Origin of the sequence: Paenibacillus sp. 11B (assembly GCF_030487755.1) — a bacterium.
Lineage (GTDB): Bacteria > Bacillota > Bacilli > Paenibacillales > Paenibacillaceae > Paenibacillus > Paenibacillus vandeheii.
Genome location: NZ_JAUKNS010000009.1, coordinates 151,139 through 168,346 on the forward strand (window position 1 = coordinate 151,139; position 17,208 = coordinate 168,346).

The following is a 17,208-nucleotide window of genomic DNA, read 5'->3' on the forward strand; positions in this document are numbered from 1 at the left end:
CAGGTTAGTTTATCTCACATGAACATCTATTCATATCTTTGCGTATCGTTTACATTCCAAATCATAACGCAATGTTTAGCCATTGAAAAGCATTATTTTTTACGTTATCCGCACATACCTGACCCAGTTTACATTATCATGCGTGATTTCGACATCTTTTGCATGTTTTTGGATGAAAACAGTTTACACACTCTGTTAAAAACGTATATTACATGTGGCTTACATCTATATCCATATTAGCTGAATCCGTTCATACCAAAAAACCGTGAAGCCTTCTGGCGTTCACGGTTGGCTATTTCTTTTCCAACATTGAAATTACTTCTCCCATACCTGATGCTCATGATCTTTGCCAGTGTATTCAATCCGATTGGGGGTAATGTCCAGAATGACATAATTGGGATCGTTCGGGCCGTCAAACCATGCTTTTAATTCATCATTCCATACCTGTTCACGCAAACCTTCATTTTTCGTCACTTCACAAGTTCCTTCGATCTCGACCACTTCCTTGGAGCCACCCGCTTCATAACCTAGCAAAAGGCTGACGTTCGGATTATTCTCCAGCTCTTCTACCTTGTGCGTACGACGGTTTGTCGCCAGATGAATGTTCATTCCATCGTTAAAAAGCGCCATATAGCGGGATTTCGGTTTACCGTTCTCCACCGTGGAGAAACTGCAAAAAGGGTTGTTTTCCAATGCTTTTACAATGTTTTGTTCTAATTCAGTCTGGTTCATGGGGATTGCTCCTTTCGGTTTTGGGGGATATTTGAAGAACTCCTGTAGGCGGCCGTTACGGGTACGGATCGTTCTTTGGATCGCTGTTGTCTCTGGATTATCTTGATTGAATCTCTATATGGTTATAATTCAGAGACAAAGGCGAACGCTTCGCTTCTTCAGAATCGATTCCGTCCCCTCCACTACGTCTACAGTTCTTCCAAATGGAGGAGTGGCTAAGCTAAAGTTCAAACAGAAACCTGTCAACGCCTCAACTTTACAGGTTTCGCTTCTTTAGGCTTTTATCCACTCCGTTGCTGTGTATAAGTACAGTCAGCTTACGTTAAGTGTAATAAGCCTGTACTTATAGTGTACCCACCTCACCTATGGTGAATCCATGAACCCGTTCATAAACGTGAGAGTTTAATTCAAATCTCCCAGGTAAATGCGTGATGAATTCTTATTTTGCAACAACTCACCAATTGTTTTCGGATATAAACGAACCTGAGACAGCTCTTCAAGGGCAATCCATTCTACAGCTACCTGATGGTCGTCTGGACTGGTGCCCTCAAAGATCGTAGCTTTCGGATCTATTAACTTGCATTCAAAATAAAATTCAACCTGGTGCACATCGGCATCCCACTCGGCAAATTCGTGATTTTTCCCAATGTACTCCCGGATATGCAGCAGTTCTCCCACGGTCACCGCCTGTCCAATCTCCTCCAGACATTCACGGGCAACCGCATCCTTGAGCTCCTCGCCCTTCTCCTGTCCTCCGCCGGGGAAAACATAAGCTGCACCATATTGATCCTCCAACCGGATCACCAGCAGACGTCCATCCTGTACGATAACGGCCTTCGCCGAATTACGTATCGGTTTCATGTTATAGTTTCACTCCTTACAAATTCGTATAGTTCGCCCCCTACCTAACCCTCGGTTACTGTAGCAATTATCTAGCAACTTCAGGCGCAGACAGCGTAACTCCCTCAGATTCAAGCAACGTACGAATCTCTTGAGCAAATGTAAGAGCATGCGCACCGTCACCGTGAATGCAAATCGTCTCTGCTTCAATGGGGACAAGTGTGCCCTCCGTTGACAGCACGATTCCCTCTTTCACCATGCGCAACACTTGAGCAAGGGCTTTTTCCGTCTGCTCGATGATTGCCCCGGGATGACTGCGCGGTGTTAGTGTCCCATCAGGTGTGTAGGTCCGATCCGCAAAAACTTCACTCACACTGCGCAGTCCAATGCGATCCGCTGCCTGTATCATTGCACTTCCGGCTAAGCCATATAGATACAGATCCGGTTGTACTTTATAAATGGCCTCGGCTATACCCTCAGCGAGCCGATCATCTTCAGCAGCCATGTTATACAAAGCCCCATGAGGTTTCACATGATGCATGCGTCCTCCGGTTGAGCGGACAAAAGCATCCAGCGCGCCAATTTGGTATACAACCATGTCATAGGCTTCCCGTGGTGTAATGTCCATACGTCTCCTACCAAAGCCTTGCAAATCCGGCAGACCGGGATGGGCACCGATCGCAACCTGATGCTCCAATGCTTGCTGTACCGTTTGCCGCATCGTTGCTGGGTCACCCGCATGAAATCCACAAGCGATATTGGCTGAAGTAATCAGCCGCAGAATCGCCACATCCGACTCCATTCGGTACACCCCGAAACCTTCACCCAGGTCACAATTGATATCCACCACCATGTTCATTGAAGGCCCCCCATTTCTGCCAATCTCCTGCGAACCAGCTGATCGGTCAGCTTCCAATTCAGCTCCTGTTCCAGGAATAGTTGCTGCGCTTCTTCATATGTAATCTCCTTAAAAGCAACTTTTGCCCCGGGCCGTGCCTGTGCCAATATGGGCAAATCCACGCGGGCCACCTGTGCGATTACAGGATAGCCTCCAATGGTCTGATGATCGGCCATCAATATAATAGGCTGACCGTCTGCTGGCACCTGTACCGTGCCATAGATTACGGCTTCAGACAACCGATCCATTGGCTGACCGAGTTCCAGCTTTGCACCTTCCAATCGATAACCCATCCGATCTGATTGGGGAGAGATCACATATCGTTCTTGATGGAATCGTTCAAGGCTATTTTTATTAAACGCTGCACTGTCCTTGCCCGGCATGACACAAATGACAGGATCAGCTTGGTAGGCGGGCCATTCCCTGCTAGACAAATACCAGGCAGGTGCATGCATCCGTCGGTTGTTCTTTTCAGCGCGCAGGCTCAGATTATGCAACGTCGCTTGCGCTTCGCGAGAAGCTTCCCCCATTGGCAACCTGTCGCCCACCTGTAAGGCACGCCCTTTCAGCCCACCAATACCTGTTTTGAGATCCGTGCTTCGGCTGCCCATGACCTCAGGTACTGCGATTCCACCAGCAACCGCCATATAGGCCCGCAAGCCAGAGCGGCATCGACCAAATCTCAGCACGCTTCCAGCAAGAATCACGGTCGGACGCCATAGGGGAACAGGCAGGCCATCCACCGCTGCCGTCAGATCCGACCCACATAAAGAGATCAGCTGATTTTCATAGAAATGAAGCTCTGGTCCGGTCATTGTCATCTCCAGCACAGCTGCACCACGTGAATTTCCAACCAATACATTCGCTGCTCTGGCTGCAAAGGTATCCATAACCCCACCTGGATGTATCCCATACCGGCGAAATCCCGTTCTTCCTTCATCCTGCACGGTGGATAACAGACCTGAGCGAATGACCTCAATACTCATCGTTCGCCCTCCTTCTGTTCCAGATATTCCTGAAGTGATATTGACACAAAACGAACCCGATCACCCGCTGCAAGCAGGCTCGGGGGATCTTCCGTAGGACGAAACAGCGCCAGCGGCGTTCGACCAATACATTGCCATCCGCCGGGAGTCGATACCGGATAAACTCCGGTTTGTTTGCCACCAATACCCACCGTTCCTGCTTCAACCCGAAGTCGAGGTGTGGGTCGTCTCGGCGTAGCAATCTTCTCCGATAATCCTCCCAGATAAGGAAAACCCGGTGCAAATCCAATCATGTGAACCAGGTAATCGCCAGATGTGTGAATAGCTATGACCTCATCTGGCGTAAGCCCATGTTCAGTAGCGACGTATTCCAGGTCGGGACCGAGTTCACCACCATAACATACCGGAATAATAACAGTTCTGTGGTGATCCTCCGCTGCTTCATCCATTGTATTCAAATGACGAATCAGTACCTTGCATACCTCGTGGTACGGAATGATCAACGGATCATAAAACAGCGTGACTGAGGCAAACGAAGGTAACCATTCGAAGACACCCGGTATAAGGCTCTTTTCCAGTAAAGCACATACCGACATCACCCTCCGGTGCACCGCTTCAGATATGGCATCCCCACAACGGATGATAACCCCTGTTTCGCCCAGAGGAGACAGCAAATCCTCAGTCCATGAATACGGCATTTCGGTCATGCCATCTCCCTCCTTGTACACAAGTTTATTATCCGTTGATCATTGTTTCTCCAAAGCCTGCAAAATAAGTGAACGGACAGCAGGAAAAGGCTCTGCGTCTTCCGTCCGTATCGCAAGATAGAGCGTCTGCAAAAAGACGCGCACATTCAGGCTCATTTGGCTGATTTCCAGAAGAGATTTCCCCTCCGTCATATCGTTTGGATTTAGTGAATCGATCCAAGACGAAATATCGTTTTGCTCCAGCAAATTGCGCCGAAGGATGGTGACCACTGCACGGGTAATCCGCTGATCCTCATCATGGATGTAAACTACACTTGATTCGGTGATTTTCACTGCGAGCGCATGCAAAAGTTCCCGCAAAGCGGCCTGCTCCATATAAGGCGACTGCGCAAGGTCTTCAACCGCATCTGCCGCGTGTGCCGGAGCGTGCGCCCAGCCCTTATCATCGGCATAGCCACGAACATCTTTTTCACGCTCCAGATACGAAGTCAACCGCTGATGAATAAACTCTATATCTTCCTTTTTCAGAAAAGACCGCAGACGATCTACACTCAGAATTGGAGGCAGGAGCAGCACAGAGAAGGTTCGGGTAAACACACTGTCCGTGCCTTGTTCTCCGATTCCATGAAAAAGGTGCTGATCATCCAGCGCCATTTGTAACAGCTTCCCGAGCTGTTCTTCCGAAAATACACCCTGTCCAATCCAGGTCGCAAATGTAACATAGATCAGTTCATCCCGCAGGACCGGGTCCGGACTGCCAATATGTTGCATCATATGCAACGCCAATTCGTAAGGCTGTTCCACTTCATGGATGGATAGATTAGCCGACTGAATATGCTGCAATTTTTGTTTTAATGCCAGAGCATCCATCTATCACAACTCCTTGGAGGAATCCAAATGCACGCTGCAATTGTATAGCCCACACTGCCAAGATTCCGCTTCCCAAGAAATCCGGGTGATCGACGTGTTGGACAGCTTTGCGCTCACATCAAGCTCAGGCACCAGACCTCGCAGAGTATTACGAAGAATGGCGCCATGACTGACAACGATCACTTTACCATTGGGATGCTGACGTACAATATCTTCTAACGCGGCACTACCTCGCACTGTGCCTGCATCCGCAAGCTCCCGGCCCAAATCGAGATTACTCCAATCGGCTCCCCAACGCGCTAGACGCTCAGCTTCGGTTGTACCTTCCACCTGTCCACCGCCCATCTCACGCAGCCTCGGGTCCAACTGAATCTCCTGAATTCCCAAGCGATCTCCGATGATGCGAGCCGTCTCACTTGCACGCTCCAGGTCACTTGCATAGATGGCATCCCATTTTTCCTCACTCAGTCTTGCGGCAAGCAATACTGCCTGTTCTCTTCCTTCCTGATCCAGCGGATTATCCGTTTGTCCCTGGGAACGTTTCTCTTTATTCCACGCCGTGCTTCCATGGCGAATCAATGCGATCTGTGTCATTGCTGTTCCTCACCTTTTTCTATACGTAATTCATCATCTGTAAAATGTTTTCGTGCCTTCGGTTTGGCAAATTTGCCACCATTATATTGACTAGAACCGTTTCTCGGAATGGAAAGACTGTTCCATGAGGTTTCTTTGAGCATTTTGGCTGCATAGATAATCTGTCCCACATGATAAGGATAGTGCGCCAATTGCCGGATGATTGCCTCCATAACGGTATGTCCTTCATTGCGAATATATATAATATGCGACAGTTGCTCCGGTGTAAAAGAACGAATGGCTCCAAGCAGACAGTTCCAGCCTTCCTCCCATTTGGCAAGCAGCTCTTCTCGGGTCGAGATATCATTCACGAATTCGGCATCTCGCTCACGCCACGGCTTCTCTCCATCAGTTGTCAGTACATCCGTCCAACGGGACAGCATATTGCCCCAGAGATGCTTCACAATAACCGCAATGCTGTTGGCATCTTCATTCCAGGATTGAAACAGCTGCTCAGACTCCAATTGCCCCATAGCCTTCTCCCCAAGCTGCTTGTAATACAGAAATTGCTTCTCGGCTGTATCCAGAAATACCTGATTCATGTCCACGCGTTCACAACCCTTCGCAACTTTATTCAGGAAAAGAAAACGTCCCGTCTTCATTCGGTTCAAAGGAAATAACTTTTCGTACAGCGTCCAAATTAAGTTCACCATAAATATGTGGAAATAGTTCATTCAACTCATACAGGTCCTCATACACCAGTTCCGGCTTCAAGTCCCTCTCATCAATACCAAGCAATAACAAATCCGTACGCCCTTGATAATATTGAGCCGCTACCCATGGAATCTGTTCTTTGGTGGAACAATGAATAAAACCGTCCGTCTCCAGGCTATCCGGTGCATACACGCTCTGCTTGGATACCTGCTCCCATACCGCTTGGGAAATAATACTGTAGATCATCGTTCCGCCTCCTTCAATTTCTTCTATGTATCCTGCACGTCATTGGATGTATTATAGATCATCCCGGATACGTGAGTACAATTTTTGATCTGTAAATATACCTTTGATCTTCAATTGTTTGCGCAGTAAACCTTCAACTGACATGCCCAGCTTCTCCATCACTCGTGCAGATCCGATATTGCCTGCATTACATTTCCCCTCCAGCCGATTGCAGTCCAATTCCTGAAAACAGTATTCAACAACTGGCTGCATCGCTTCTGCCGCGAGGCCCTTGCCCCAATAACTGCTGGCTATCGCGTATCCCAGTTCGGCACTCTGCATGGGTTCATTAAGGTGGAAAATACCGCCTCGACCGATCAGCTTCCCCGTTTCCTTCAGAATAAAGGCCCATATATAGACCGTTTTCTTCTCATAATTGTCCAACACTCTTTGAATATATTGAACGGAGTCATCCAACGTCTCATGGCAGTTCCACAAACTTTGCTGACTCACCCTCGGATCGGAGGCAAACATAAAATAATCATCGAGGTCGTTAAGCGTAAGACGTCTCAGTACCAACCGCTCTGTCTCAAACTCAGGTGATTCTGCAAAAAGCTTCTCAATATTCACGTAAGCCCCACTCCCCATTATCAAGCCTTCTTATTTCTCAGGAAATAACGATCAATCCCATATACACACAGAATGCCGACAGCATACCTCAGCAGATCCATTGCCAGAAATCCATGTCCCAAAATAAGCGCACCCAGCAACGTTGAACGCACTTCGTTCAGCCAAGGGGTCTGAATTATTTGTGAACATTCGATGGCCCAGCTGAACATCAGGCTAACTATCATCGCCCACTCTCTGCTGCGATTAATCCATAACATGCGTATCCCAAAATAGATCATCCCTGCCCACAAGGCGTCACCGAAATGCTCACGCACAAAACACGGCAAAAGTGCACCAAAATGCCTGGACGCCAACCCTGCCGCCATAGTTATGATCACTGCGGTCAAATAAATGAGCCTATCTTTGCTAAATACGGTCATCACGAATTAAATGCCCTCATCAAGAACTTTTAGAATAAATTCCGTTTTGGCAGTGGTATAAGCTTCTCTATCATCCTTATTCTCATCAGCAAGCTTCGCCTTCAGGGCTGCATATACCTCAACCAGATCCGGGCGTTGTCTCAGCACGTCCCGAAACTGGATTTGGCGATCCCAACGTAACTCTTCTGGGCGCATCATATGAAGATGTACAGCTCTCTTGCCATCTTTCACCCTGACCCAGAATCGTCTGTATTCCCGACCATCCAGTTCAGGGGGAACATAGTTCCAGCCGGCCGGTTTCAGCTGATTGGCAATCAAGTCCATATCATCCCATGACTGCACCTCTGCCATCAAATCAATAATGGGCTTGGCGGGCAAGCCCGGAATGGACGTGCTTCCGATATGTTCGAATCTATGAATATTGAATTGCTGTAACAGGTCTCTCAGCTGCTGGATTTCTTCCTGAGCCAGTAGGTCCCACATGGGATTCGCCTCAACAATCTCTATCGATTCTGTCGCCCACACAGGCCAATTTTCAGGTTGCAAGTGATTTGTCATTCAGATGCTCCCTCCTTTACAGGACTGAATTTAGATTTTTTTATACCTAAAAGGGGCGTATGTCTACGCCCCATCTGTTTCTATTCATGATGATGAAATGACCTCAATTGATTTGCTTGATTCGATGAAACTTTATTTTACCGTTACCGGTATCGTCACTTTTTTATTGCCCCATTTGGCTGTGATTGAAGTTTTGCCTTTACCTACAGCCACAATCTTGCCACCCGTTACTGTAGCTACACTTGGTTTGGTGCTGCTCCACACAGCACTGCTCGTTACAATCGTGGTTTTGCCTGTATCATACTGCGCCATCACACTCAGTGTTGTGCTTGCCTGCGGCGATAACACGAGTGTTTTCTGGCCTGTAATCAGCTTTTTGAGCAAAGGAACGACGGTAACCTCTGCCTTTATTGTCTGATTTTGATAAGTTCCTGTCAAGGTGGCTTGTCCTTCCGTCAGTGTTTTCACTGTACCATTTTTGACGGTTGCTACAGAATTGTTGGAAGAAGTCCACGTCACCTGTTTCGAAAGATTAATCGTTTTCCCATTGGCATATGTACCGATGACCTTCAACGCTTTGGATTTCTTAATATTCAGCTGCATGACAGCAGGTGTCACTTCAACTTTGGTGATCTCATCCGTGATGGCTACGGGAACTTTCACCGTCTCTGAGCCATATTTGCCTTGTAGCAGCACTCTGCCAGGCGTAATTCCTTTAATTTTCCCACTTTCCAGCACAGCGGAAGCACTGGATACCGTCCATACGATCTCGGACGTGACGTCTTCTTCCTTGCCATTTGCACGCACAATGCTTACCTTGGGAAGCGTACTTTCACTCCCTTTAACAAAATTATAGGAACTCGGGGAAGCTTTGATGCTTTTAATTTTATCCTGAACCTTAACCAGCAATTGTGCTTTGGCACCATTTACCTGTGCGTATACCGTTGCTTCTCCTGCTGCTACAGCCTTTACCTTGCCTTTTGTTATGGTAACAACCGCATCGTTACTCGTGGACCATGTGACTCCGCCTGTAACATCCTGTTTGTTATCAAATCCTTCAACAACCGCCATGACTTGAAGCGTAGTTGTCTGGGACACACTCATCTGCTGCGGACTGCTGTTGGTAATTTCAATGGACGTCACATCACCCGTGGCTGCCAGGGCAAGCGAAGGGGCCAGTACTGCCAATACTAAAATAAGGGCCAAGGTGCCTCGTATTGCTTTTTTGATTCCATTCATTGCAATCTTCATCTCCTGTAATCCAATATTTTACTTCTATTATATTATATCGGAAACACATTACATAAAAGTGAATAATTTTGGAGCAAAATCTCGGATATGAGGAACATTCGACATCTGTTCTCCGATGCAGCCCTCCTTATATTCCGAAATAAGCAGAGGCATTCTGCAAGTCATATGGAAGTGACTGAAGAATGCCTCACGGAGAGGACAGAAAAAACATGGAAAAGCGAAGCGTTCGCCTTTATAAACGTTTTGAGATAATCAGGATAGATACGATGAGCAAAAAGAACATTACCAGCAACAGTTCGGGAAATATTTTATTCATTTTCAGCCTTTTCCACCGAGGAAACTGTTGTATGAATAAGCTCCAGAACCTTGTCAACGGCGTTCTCCGTGCCGCTCGCCTTCATATGGTCTATCATACGCTCCCTCTCCTTATATACGAGGTCAATATCTCGCAGGAATGTCTGAGCAGTCAGCTCCTCCTCATGGAGAACCCTTGCATAACCCCGCTCCTGGAAATACTTCGCGTTCAGCGTCTGTCCAACACGAGATCCGCCATGGGCATGGGGAATGAGAAGCATCGGCTTCCGAAGTAATAGCCACTCATGGATCGCATTGGAGCCTGCACGTGACACAACCATATCTGCCATAGCCATTAAATCCGCAAGTTCTTCATGCACGTATTCGAATGACTTGTAGCCTGCAACCTGTGGGAAGCATGAGTTCAATTTACCTGTACCACATATATGAATGATTTGATAACGCTTGAGCAGCTCCGGCAGTGTTTCAAGTACCATACGATTGAGCCTTTCCGATCCCTGACTGCCACCCATAATCAACAGAATGGGTCGATCGGAGACAAATCTGCAAAAATGAATCCCCCGCGCACGGCTGCCAAGCTTTAACTCCTCCCTGATTACAGGGCCTACGTACACCGTCTTTCCCGAAGCTTCCGCGGAGGCAAACGTTGTTGTATCCATAAACGTGGTACACATGATTTGAGCGTACCGCCGTGACAGCCTGTTGGCCAGACCTGGATGAAGATCCGGCTCCAGAATCAGAACAGGAACCCGGTTTAAGCTGGCACCTATTACAGCAGGAACAGCCACAAAGCCTCCTAACGAAAAGCAAACATGAGGTTTAATTCGCAAAATAAGTAGATAAGCCTGCAACAATCCGAGCATAATCTTGAACACATCGGAAACATTCGCCCACGCCCAATATCTTCTCAACTTGCCTGTCGCAACCGCATGATAATGAACAGCCGGAATTTTGCCGATTAATTGGCGCTCGATCCCATGCTTGGAACCGATATAATGAATCTCCCATCCCTCCTGGAGCAGTCTGGAGATTAGAATGAGATTGGCTGTCACATGACCGGCGGAGCCGCCTCCTGTAAATATGATCCTCCGCTTGAACACAGAAATCCCCCTCTCCACAGCATATCGCGTACCTCTGCCTTGGTCAGGATGACATCCTCCGAATGATATCCTCTGCCAGCAGAAGCAGATGCCCGACATCCCTCTTTTTCCACTAATTTGGATGAAGGGGAGGCAGTGACAACAAAGTAGGACTTGTCCTCTTCCACTTCACAAACGTTTTCCCAATCTGAAATTAGTGTCTCATACAGCCGTTCTCCCGGCCGGGCACCGATGAAATGGATCGGAGCATCCTTGTGCCCAGCATCCTCTGCCAAAACCTGTGCGATATCCGTTATTTTGCAGGATGGCATTTGAGGTACAATAATCTCGCCGCCCTCACATTGCTCCATCGCCGATAGGAGAATCTCCACGCCCTCTCCAAGGGGAAGAAAAAAACGTGTCATTCTGGAATCGGTAACGCTGAGAGGCTGCTCTAACTCAAGCTGGCGTTTGAATAACGGGACTACGCTGCCCGTTGAGCCAAGAACGTTCCCACTTCGTACACATGCAAAGCTTGTAGCAGAGCGGGTGTCCGCTAATAATATCAACTTTTCCCCGATGGCCTTGGTCATGCCGTACATGCTTGAAGGATTCGCTGCCTTGTCTGTAGAGACATATACTACCTTCTGCACGCCATTCTCGATTGCAGCATCAATAACGTTCTGCGTTCCGATAATATTGGTTTTGACCGCACAATCCGGTTGGTCCTCGCAGACCGGAACATGTTTAAGTGCCGCCAGATGAAAGACATAATTTATATCCTTGCAGGCACCCGCCAGCTCCCATCGATCTCTGATATCCCCCAGTACAAACTTTACTCTCGGGTCAGAGATGGCTTGCCTCATTTGAGCCTGAAGCGATTCATTTCGTGAAAAAATACGTATTTCTTTTGGCTCCTTAACGAGCAATTGTTTGACCAACTCTTCCCCCCATGAGCCTGTGCCTCCCGTTATTAAAAAGGTTTTATTGAACATTGGATATCCCTCCATGAATTAAGTTCTGCTTTGGTGATAAGCCTATCCTAAGGCCATTGTGTTACATCAGTATGACGACAGGGAAACTAGTGGCTTCCCCCAAGTTATCTGTGCACATTCAGGCCAGATCACACGAAAAAAACCACCATCTGCATGGCGGCATCCACAGTTAACGCTGTATTAAAGGTAAAGAAAAATAAAACATAACCTTTCCATCGGCTACTCCAAGACCATATTCAGCGTGGTGGTTCTCCAGAATCGTTTTGGCTATAGACAAGCCCAGTCCCGTTCCACTAAACTTTTTGCTGCGCGAGCTATCCATTACATAGAAGGGCTCCCAAACCTGATCCCACTGCTCGTGTTCTTTTTTATCCGTTTCATTGGCTATGCCAAAATGTGCCGCTTCCCCTTTTAGCTCAAGTGTAATGGTTATTCGGTCGCCACTTGTATATTTCACCGCGTTGGTCATCCAATTATGCAGAACAGACTCCAGCTTCCGTCGATCAGCCAGCACCCAGGTCTCGTCAGCCCAACGATCCTCCACTTCCACATGCAAATCATGCTGCTGAAATACGGTTTCATAGGTATGAAGGGTCTCCGTGAGCAGTTGGCGAAGATCAACAGGTTCAAAATCGTATACTTCGGCCTGCAGACGGGATAACTCCAACAGACGGTCAATTAATCCAGCCAGCTCCTCGCTCTGTTGCTGAATTACCCCAGCGTAGGTTCCATCATCCAGGCCATCCTGAATACCAGAGGCATAGACTCGAATCAGGGAGAGCGGTGTTTTCAATTCATGCGAGATATCCGAGATGAACGTTCGCAGATTGGCATTTTTTATTTCCAGTGAATGCTGCGCCTGCTGCAATTTGTCGCTCATCACATTGATACTGCGCCCTAAAGACTCAATCTCATCACCTGTCTTTATATCAACCTTCGTAAACGATAAATTGGAAATGGCCTCAGCCGTTTCACTTAGCTTCGCGAGCGGTTTAACGATCCGGGCGGTGTACAGCACGGACAGCAGAATGAGCAGCAGCAGCATACCGAGCCATATATACGCATTGAACTGATTAATAATTCGAATCGTCTCCGTTGAATGCGAGATGGATTCCCCAACTGCAAACACGGAATCCCCCACCTTCACAAAGTTGACGAGGAAGCTTGATTTCAGCTTGGTCTGATCATAGAATTTATTAACCCGTGCACCCTCACGCAGCGCAGTGATACTCTCCTCTGTCAGCCAAAATTTACTAAGGGCAATCCCCTTACGGTTATATTGCCATAACAATTGATCGTTAATATCATTCACACTATCTTTCAACGAAGTATAAGCGATAGCGACCTCGTATTGCGTTTCAAGGCTCTCCATCCGTTGTATTGGAACGTCATGTCCTGAGGCAGAGATTTCAGTTGTTAAATTGGCCAGCTTCTGCTTTTTTTGGTACAAAAAATAGGTAGGCAGGAAAAAGGTATTGACGATAAAGGATAGGAAGAAGACCACACACAATGCACTGATAATACGCACGAGCAGCTTACGGGTCAGTTTACTCATCTTTATCCTCTAGGCAATAACCCATTCCCCGGTACGTTTTGATCGAATCTTCTCCAATTTTCTCACGCAGCCTGCGGATATGTGTGTCTACAGTACGCTCCTCGCCGAAGTAATCGAAACCCCACACCTGATCCAGCAAAATTTTACGAGTTACGATCTGACCTTTATTCATTCCCAGAACCTTCATTAATTCGAATTCCTTATGAGTGGCCCCTACATCCACTCCACGACGGTAGATCTTCTGGCCATCCAGATCGATGGTCAATTCTCCCACAATAATCTTGGAGGAAAGTTGCAGCAGCCTCTTAACACGCAGAAGCAGGATACGCGAATCAAAAGGCTTGCGCAGATAATCATCCGCCCCGGCTTTCAAGGCAACAAATTCATCATCCGATTCCCCTTTGGCTGTCAGCAGCAGTACCTTCGCCCGGCTCGTACGCTTGATTTCCCGACACACCTCGATACCGCTGCGACCTGGCATCATCCAATCCAAAACCGCCAAATCGACCTGGTTATTATAAAAGAGATCCAAGGCTGTTTCCCCATCCTCGGCCAAAAACACCTGAAATCCCTCTTTAACGAAATAGGCTTTCAAGATTTGCAGCATCAGCGGCTCATCATCCGCAAGTAGCAGATTCATATCTGCGCCTCCTTTCCAAACTGGATTCTACTATACAATCTGTACGTTACAGCTGTGTGACATACCCGGCTTGTTTGCCATTTCCAACGATTCTGTACTGCAGAACCCCATAACATAAAAGTGCAGCCTACTCTACTAGTCCTAAAACCACAGGCAAACAAAAAGGAACCCCGGAATAGAGTTCCTTTTTGTTTCTCAACACAGCCTGTAATCCGTTTAATTCTCTTTCTCCTGATGTGGCAAAATCAAATATTCGGCACCGCCCATATAGGGCTGAAGAGCGGCTGGGATGCGAATGCTTCCATCCGCCTGCTGATGATTTTCCAACAATGGAATCAGGATGCGTGGCGAAGCGACAGCTGTATTGTTCAACGTATGGCAGTATGCAAGCTTGCCTTCGGCATCACGACAGCGAATATTCGAGCGCCGAGCCTGGAAGTCATGCAGATTCGAAGACGAATGTGTCTCTCCGAATGCATTGCGGCTTGGCATCCAAGTTTCAATATCGTACTGTTTGTACGTTTTCTGCGACATATCGCCTGTACACACAGCCACCACACGATAAGGCAGTTCCAGCAATTGCAGTAATTCCTCGGCGTGTCCCGTAATTTCCTGCAGCATTCGCTCCGATTCTTCTGCATCCGGTGCACAGAGAATGACCTGTTCCACTTTGGCAAATTGGTGCACTCGGTACAGCCCTTTTACATCCCGGCCACCCGAGCCGACCTCACTGCGGAAACACGTCGATACGGCAGCCAGCTTGATTGGCTTCTCCACATCTACAATCTCATCTGCATAATACGAGACCAGCGGCACTTCCGATGTTCCCACCAGCCACTTGTTCTCGCCTTGCAATTCATATACCTGATCCCGTCCTGTGGGGAAGAACCCTGTGTTCAAGAGCGTGTTCTCCCTCACCATCAACGGGACCTCCATTGGCGTAAATCCATGCTTCAGCAGCAGATCAAGCGCAAGTTGCTGTACAGCCCGGTGCAGGAGCAATCCTGCTCCTTTCAGTACATAGCTTCGTGTTCCACCGATTTTCACTCCACGTGGGATGTCGATTAGATCATGCCGTTCACCCAGTTCCACATGATCTTTAGCCTCATAATCGAACACCGGCAGCTCACCCACACGTCTTAGCTCCACATTATCCTCGTCCGATGCGCCCATTGGTGTATCCGGCGATACGACGTTGGGAACCAACCACTGAAGCCTTGTCACTTCCTCCTGCACAACAGTAAGCTTGGCCTCAACCTGCTCCAACTGATCATTCAGCTGTCGCACCCGAGCCTTTAAATCCTCGGCTTGTTCACGTTCACCGGCTTGCATCAGTCTGCCGATATCCGCAGATAACGAATTACGTAATCTACGGCTCTCTTCCGTTTCCTGTAAAAGTGCTCTGCGCTCTTCGTCCCGTTTCAACAATTCACGAATACTGATATTGATTCTCTTGCCGTCTGCCGCAGCTTGCACCTCTTCTGCATGCTCCCGAATCCACTTCATTTCCAACATGGTCACCGTCTCCTTTGGCTGTAAAAATACAAAGAGCGCCCTCATCCCTTGGGACGAGGAGCGCTCTGCTCGCGGTGCCACCCAACTTGCCAAATCAGAATATGCTGATTCAGCCTCTTGGTCCGCGATAACGGGCGGTTCCGGTTAACTTGGGGATTGGTTCGCTCCCCTGGCGAAAACGCCTCCGAGTTGGATGCTCTTCAACGGCATGGTCCGATCTGTAATTGTTGTTTTTCAGTATATACGAACTTTAGCCTCCATTGCAAGTTATCCGTGCACACCCTTACATGTCCTGTTATGATAGAGATTGTTTGTTTTTAGGAAATGCTCCTGAATGGCAGACTTACTACATAAACATAATCTTTAGAAGGAGTTTTTCTTCATGAAAAAATTACTTTGGATTGGATGCTTGTCCTATTTCCTTATCGGCCTCGCCCATGTGGTTCTTGGCTCCATCCTGCCCGTTGCACTCGAACATTATGGGAAGGATTACAGTCAGGGAGGCACACTGATATTTGCCCAATTTGCTGGGTTCCTGGGTGGTGTACTGTTATCTCCGTGGTTGAATAATCGCTTTGGCAAACGAGGCGGTCTATTAATTGCCGCGGCGCTGCTCTGCATTGCAGAGTTATCCTATATGCTGCTGCCTCCTTGGGGCTGGATGTTCGTCATTGCCCCAGCAGCCGGATTCGGATTCGGCATGATCGAAGCTGTTATCGGCACAATCATCATTGCTGCAATTAAAGACAATACAGCGGTTGCCATGAGCCGACTCGAAGTGTTATTTGGTATCGGGGCCATGGTAATGCCGCTCATTGCCAGCGGACTGATCTCTGCCGGATACTGGCGTATGTCATTTCTGGTGGTTGCCGTCTGTGCAGCGATGACCTTTATCTTCTGGGCCAAAAGTTCATTCGGTGAGCTGGACAGCGAGTTGAGTCGACGTAGCTCGGGCCAGACTTCTGGACACGCTCCAGCAGCTGAATCGCCAGATGGAACGAACCCTCCAGACATGAAGCCAACCCATTCAACCTATCAAGGCCGTAATTTGGCTCTTCTGTCTTTATTTGTTCTATTTTTCTTTCTTTATGTCGGCACCGAGATGAGCCTGGCCAACTTCATGCCAGCCATTCTGATTGAGAAAATGAACATGAAGGAAGCAGGTGCCGCGCTGAGTGTTACCTGCTTCTGGATTGCCATGTCTGTTGGACGACTGTTTGCCGGATATATTGCGGAGAGATTCCAATATCGCGTCTACGTGCTGTACAGTTGTCTGGCAGCAGTTGTACTGCTGATGATCTTTCCGTTCACCAACCAGATCTGGTCTGCATTTCTGATCATTCTGTTACTCGGCCTTGCACTGTCGGGTGTGTTCTCCATTGCCCTTGTCTTCGCGAGCAAGATGCTGCCTGGAACAGAGGAGTCGACGCCCAGCATCTTGATTGCATCAGGTGGGGTAGGCGGTGCCATTCTGCCTTTGGTTACAGGCTGGAGTCTGGATCATCTGGAGGTGAACCAGTCCGCATGGATGCTTGCCATATTTGCAGTCGGCCTGCTCATGATCAGCGTAATCGCCTATCAATGGCAGCGGCGATATGCTGCAATCTCATCCTAGATCACCGATTACAACAATTCTGATTCAAGCAATATTCAGTTCATCACACGTCTAAAATATAACCGAAGCCGCTGCGCCGTATCCTGTACTC

At 48.0% G+C, this 17,208-nt stretch carries 19 protein-coding genes; 1 reads left to right on the forward strand and 18 read right to left on the reverse strand.

Features of this window, described 5'->3' with window-relative positions; genetic code table 11:
• Positions 1 to 315: 315 nt before the first annotated feature.
• The 18 genes from Q0V21_RS29625 to serS form a co-directional block, all read right to left on the reverse strand.
• Positions 316 to 732: a pyridoxamine 5'-phosphate oxidase family protein gene (locus Q0V21_RS29625; RefSeq protein WP_024632241.1), complete on the reverse strand. Its 417-nt coding sequence runs from the start codon at positions 730 to 732 to the stop codon at positions 316 to 318.
• A 402-nt stretch (positions 733 to 1,134) separates the two neighbouring features.
• On the reverse strand, positions 1,135 to 1,593 hold the full coding sequence (locus Q0V21_RS29630; protein WP_079348732.1) for an NUDIX domain-containing protein: 459 nt from the start codon (positions 1,591 to 1,593) through the stop codon (positions 1,135 to 1,137).
• A 67-nt stretch (positions 1,594 to 1,660) separates the two neighbouring features.
• Positions 1,661 to 2,431 carry a LamB/YcsF family protein gene (locus tag Q0V21_RS29635; protein ID WP_301881955.1) on the reverse strand — a complete coding sequence of 257 codons (771 nt, stop codon included), beginning with the start codon at positions 2,429 to 2,431 and terminating at the stop codon, positions 1,661 to 1,663.
• Positions 2,428 to 3,456, reverse strand: a complete 1,029-nt coding sequence (locus Q0V21_RS29640) for a 5-oxoprolinase subunit C family protein (RefSeq protein ID WP_301881956.1) — start codon at positions 3,454 to 3,456, stop codon at positions 2,428 to 2,430. Before Q0V21_RS29640 ends, Q0V21_RS29635 begins: the two co-directional genes overlap by 4 nt.
• Positions 3,453 to 4,163 carry a 5-oxoprolinase subunit PxpB gene (gene pxpB, locus Q0V21_RS29645; RefSeq protein WP_301881957.1) on the reverse strand — a complete coding sequence of 237 codons (711 nt, stop codon included), beginning with the start codon at positions 4,161 to 4,163 and terminating at the stop codon, positions 3,453 to 3,455. The genes Q0V21_RS29640 and pxpB overlap by 4 nt, the downstream gene beginning before the upstream one ends.
• 39 nt (positions 4,164 to 4,202) lie before the next feature.
• A complete protein-coding gene (locus tag Q0V21_RS29650; protein ID WP_301881961.1) occupies positions 4,203 to 5,033 on the reverse strand; it encodes a DUF2785 domain-containing protein in 831 nt (276 codons plus the stop codon).
• A gap of 3 nt (positions 5,034 to 5,036) precedes the next feature.
• On the reverse strand, positions 5,037 to 5,627 hold the full coding sequence (locus tag Q0V21_RS29655) for a histidine phosphatase family protein (RefSeq protein ID WP_079348727.1): 591 nt from the start codon (positions 5,625 to 5,627) through the stop codon (positions 5,037 to 5,039).
• Entirely contained in the window at positions 5,624 to 6,214 is a 591-nt protein-coding gene (locus Q0V21_RS29660; RefSeq protein ID WP_143805471.1) for a DUF1572 family protein, read from the reverse strand. Before Q0V21_RS29660 ends, Q0V21_RS29655 begins: the two co-directional genes overlap by 4 nt.
• Before the next feature lie 22 nt (positions 6,215 to 6,236).
• The gene (locus tag Q0V21_RS29665) at positions 6,237 to 6,566 is read right to left on the reverse strand and encodes a DUF952 domain-containing protein (RefSeq protein WP_079348726.1); all 330 of its coding nucleotides are present in this window, start codon (positions 6,564 to 6,566) and stop codon (positions 6,237 to 6,239) included.
• A gap of 51 nt (positions 6,567 to 6,617) precedes the next feature.
• Positions 6,618 to 7,175 carry a GNAT family N-acetyltransferase gene (locus Q0V21_RS29670; protein WP_301881965.1) on the reverse strand — a complete coding sequence of 186 codons (558 nt, stop codon included), beginning with the start codon at positions 7,173 to 7,175 and terminating at the stop codon, positions 6,618 to 6,620.
• Between the two features lie 20 nt (positions 7,176 to 7,195).
• On the reverse strand, positions 7,196 to 7,594 hold the full coding sequence (locus Q0V21_RS29675) for a ribosomal maturation YjgA family protein (RefSeq protein ID WP_301882115.1): 399 nt from the start codon (positions 7,592 to 7,594) through the stop codon (positions 7,196 to 7,198).
• Between the two features lie 6 nt (positions 7,595 to 7,600).
• Complete coding sequence (locus Q0V21_RS29680) at positions 7,601 to 8,152, reverse strand: GrpB family protein (protein ID WP_301881968.1); 552 nt, start codon at positions 8,150 to 8,152, stop codon at positions 7,601 to 7,603.
• A gap of 132 nt (positions 8,153 to 8,284) precedes the next feature.
• On the reverse strand, positions 8,285 to 9,391 hold the full coding sequence (locus Q0V21_RS29685) for an Ig-like domain-containing protein (RefSeq protein WP_079348722.1): 1,107 nt from the start codon (positions 9,389 to 9,391) through the stop codon (positions 8,285 to 8,287).
• Positions 9,392 to 9,711: 320 nt separating this feature from the next.
• Positions 9,712 to 10,818 carry an undecaprenyldiphospho-muramoylpentapeptide beta-N-acetylglucosaminyltransferase gene (locus tag Q0V21_RS29690; RefSeq protein ID WP_301881971.1) on the reverse strand — a complete coding sequence of 369 codons (1,107 nt, stop codon included), beginning with the start codon at positions 10,816 to 10,818 and terminating at the stop codon, positions 9,712 to 9,714.
• Positions 10,767 to 11,792 (reverse strand): polysaccharide biosynthesis protein, encoded by a 1,026-nt coding sequence (locus tag Q0V21_RS29695; RefSeq protein WP_301881973.1) that lies wholly within the window; start codon positions 11,790 to 11,792, stop codon positions 10,767 to 10,769. Before Q0V21_RS29695 ends, Q0V21_RS29690 begins: the two co-directional genes overlap by 52 nt.
• Before the next feature lie 169 nt (positions 11,793 to 11,961).
• Positions 11,962 to 13,347 carry a sensor histidine kinase gene (locus tag Q0V21_RS29700; RefSeq protein ID WP_301881974.1) on the reverse strand — a complete coding sequence of 462 codons (1,386 nt, stop codon included), beginning with the start codon at positions 13,345 to 13,347 and terminating at the stop codon, positions 11,962 to 11,964.
• A complete protein-coding gene (locus Q0V21_RS29705) occupies positions 13,340 to 13,987 on the reverse strand; it encodes a response regulator transcription factor (protein WP_079348718.1) in 648 nt (215 codons plus the stop codon). Before Q0V21_RS29705 ends, Q0V21_RS29700 begins: the two co-directional genes overlap by 8 nt.
• A gap of 216 nt (positions 13,988 to 14,203) precedes the next feature.
• Positions 14,204 to 15,502, reverse strand: a complete 1,299-nt coding sequence (serS, locus tag Q0V21_RS29710) for a serine--tRNA ligase (protein ID WP_301881976.1) — start codon at positions 15,500 to 15,502, stop codon at positions 14,204 to 14,206.
• Positions 15,503 to 15,884: 382 nt separating this feature from the next.
• On the opposite strand from serS, the gene Q0V21_RS29715 reads away from it, so the two are divergent.
• Positions 15,885 to 17,117 carry an MFS transporter gene (locus Q0V21_RS29715; protein WP_079348715.1) on the forward strand — a complete coding sequence of 411 codons (1,233 nt, stop codon included), beginning with the start codon at positions 15,885 to 15,887 and terminating at the stop codon, positions 17,115 to 17,117.
• The last annotated feature ends 91 nt before the right edge of the window (positions 17,118 to 17,208 follow it).

Bases quoted from the DNA above. Each gene is read 5' to 3' on its own strand.
- Q0V21_RS29625 (WP_024632241.1), bottom strand. From the start codon at position 732: ATGAACCAGACTGAATTAGAACAAAACATTGTAAAAGCATTGGAAAAC.
- Q0V21_RS29630 (WP_079348732.1), bottom strand. From the start codon at position 1,593: ATGAAACCGATACGTAATTCGGCGAAGGCCGTTATCGTACAGGATGGA.
- Q0V21_RS29635 (WP_301881955.1), bottom strand. From the start codon at position 2,431: ATGAACATGGTGGTGGATATCAATTGTGACCTGGGTGAAGGTTTCGGG.
- Q0V21_RS29640 (WP_301881956.1), bottom strand. From the start codon at position 3,456: ATGAGTATTGAGGTCATTCGCTCAGGTCTGTTATCCACCGTGCAGGAT.
- pxpB (WP_301881957.1), bottom strand. From the start codon at position 4,163: ATGACCGAAATGCCGTATTCATGGACTGAGGATTTGCTGTCTCCTCTG.
- Q0V21_RS29650 (WP_301881961.1), bottom strand. From the start codon at position 5,033: ATGGATGCTCTGGCATTAAAACAAAAATTGCAGCATATTCAGTCGGCT.
- Q0V21_RS29655 (WP_079348727.1), bottom strand. From the start codon at position 5,627: ATGACACAGATCGCATTGATTCGCCATGGAAGCACGGCGTGGAATAAA.
- Q0V21_RS29665 (WP_079348726.1), bottom strand. From the start codon at position 6,566: ATGATCTACAGTATTATTTCCCAAGCGGTATGGGAGCAGGTATCCAAG.
- Q0V21_RS29675 (WP_301882115.1), bottom strand. From the start codon at position 7,594: ATGACCGTATTTAGCAAAGATAGGCTCATTTATTTGACCGCAGTGATC.
- Q0V21_RS29680 (WP_301881968.1), bottom strand. From the start codon at position 8,152: ATGACAAATCACTTGCAACCTGAAAATTGGCCTGTGTGGGCGACAGAA.
- Q0V21_RS29685 (WP_079348722.1), bottom strand. From the start codon at position 9,391: ATGAATGGAATCAAAAAAGCAATACGAGGCACCTTGGCCCTTATTTTA.
- Q0V21_RS29695 (WP_301881973.1), bottom strand. From the start codon at position 11,792: ATGTTCAATAAAACCTTTTTAATAACGGGAGGCACAGGCTCATGGGGG.
- Q0V21_RS29700 (WP_301881974.1), bottom strand. From the start codon at position 13,347: ATGAGTAAACTGACCCGTAAGCTGCTCGTGCGTATTATCAGTGCATTG.
- Q0V21_RS29705 (WP_079348718.1), bottom strand. From the start codon at position 13,987: ATGAATCTGCTACTTGCGGATGATGAGCCGCTGATGCTGCAAATCTTG.
- serS (WP_301881976.1), bottom strand. From the start codon at position 15,502: ATGTTGGAAATGAAGTGGATTCGGGAGCATGCAGAAGAGGTGCAAGCT.
- Q0V21_RS29715 (WP_079348715.1), top strand. From the start codon at position 15,885: ATGAAAAAATTACTTTGGATTGGATGCTTGTCCTATTTCCTTATCGGC.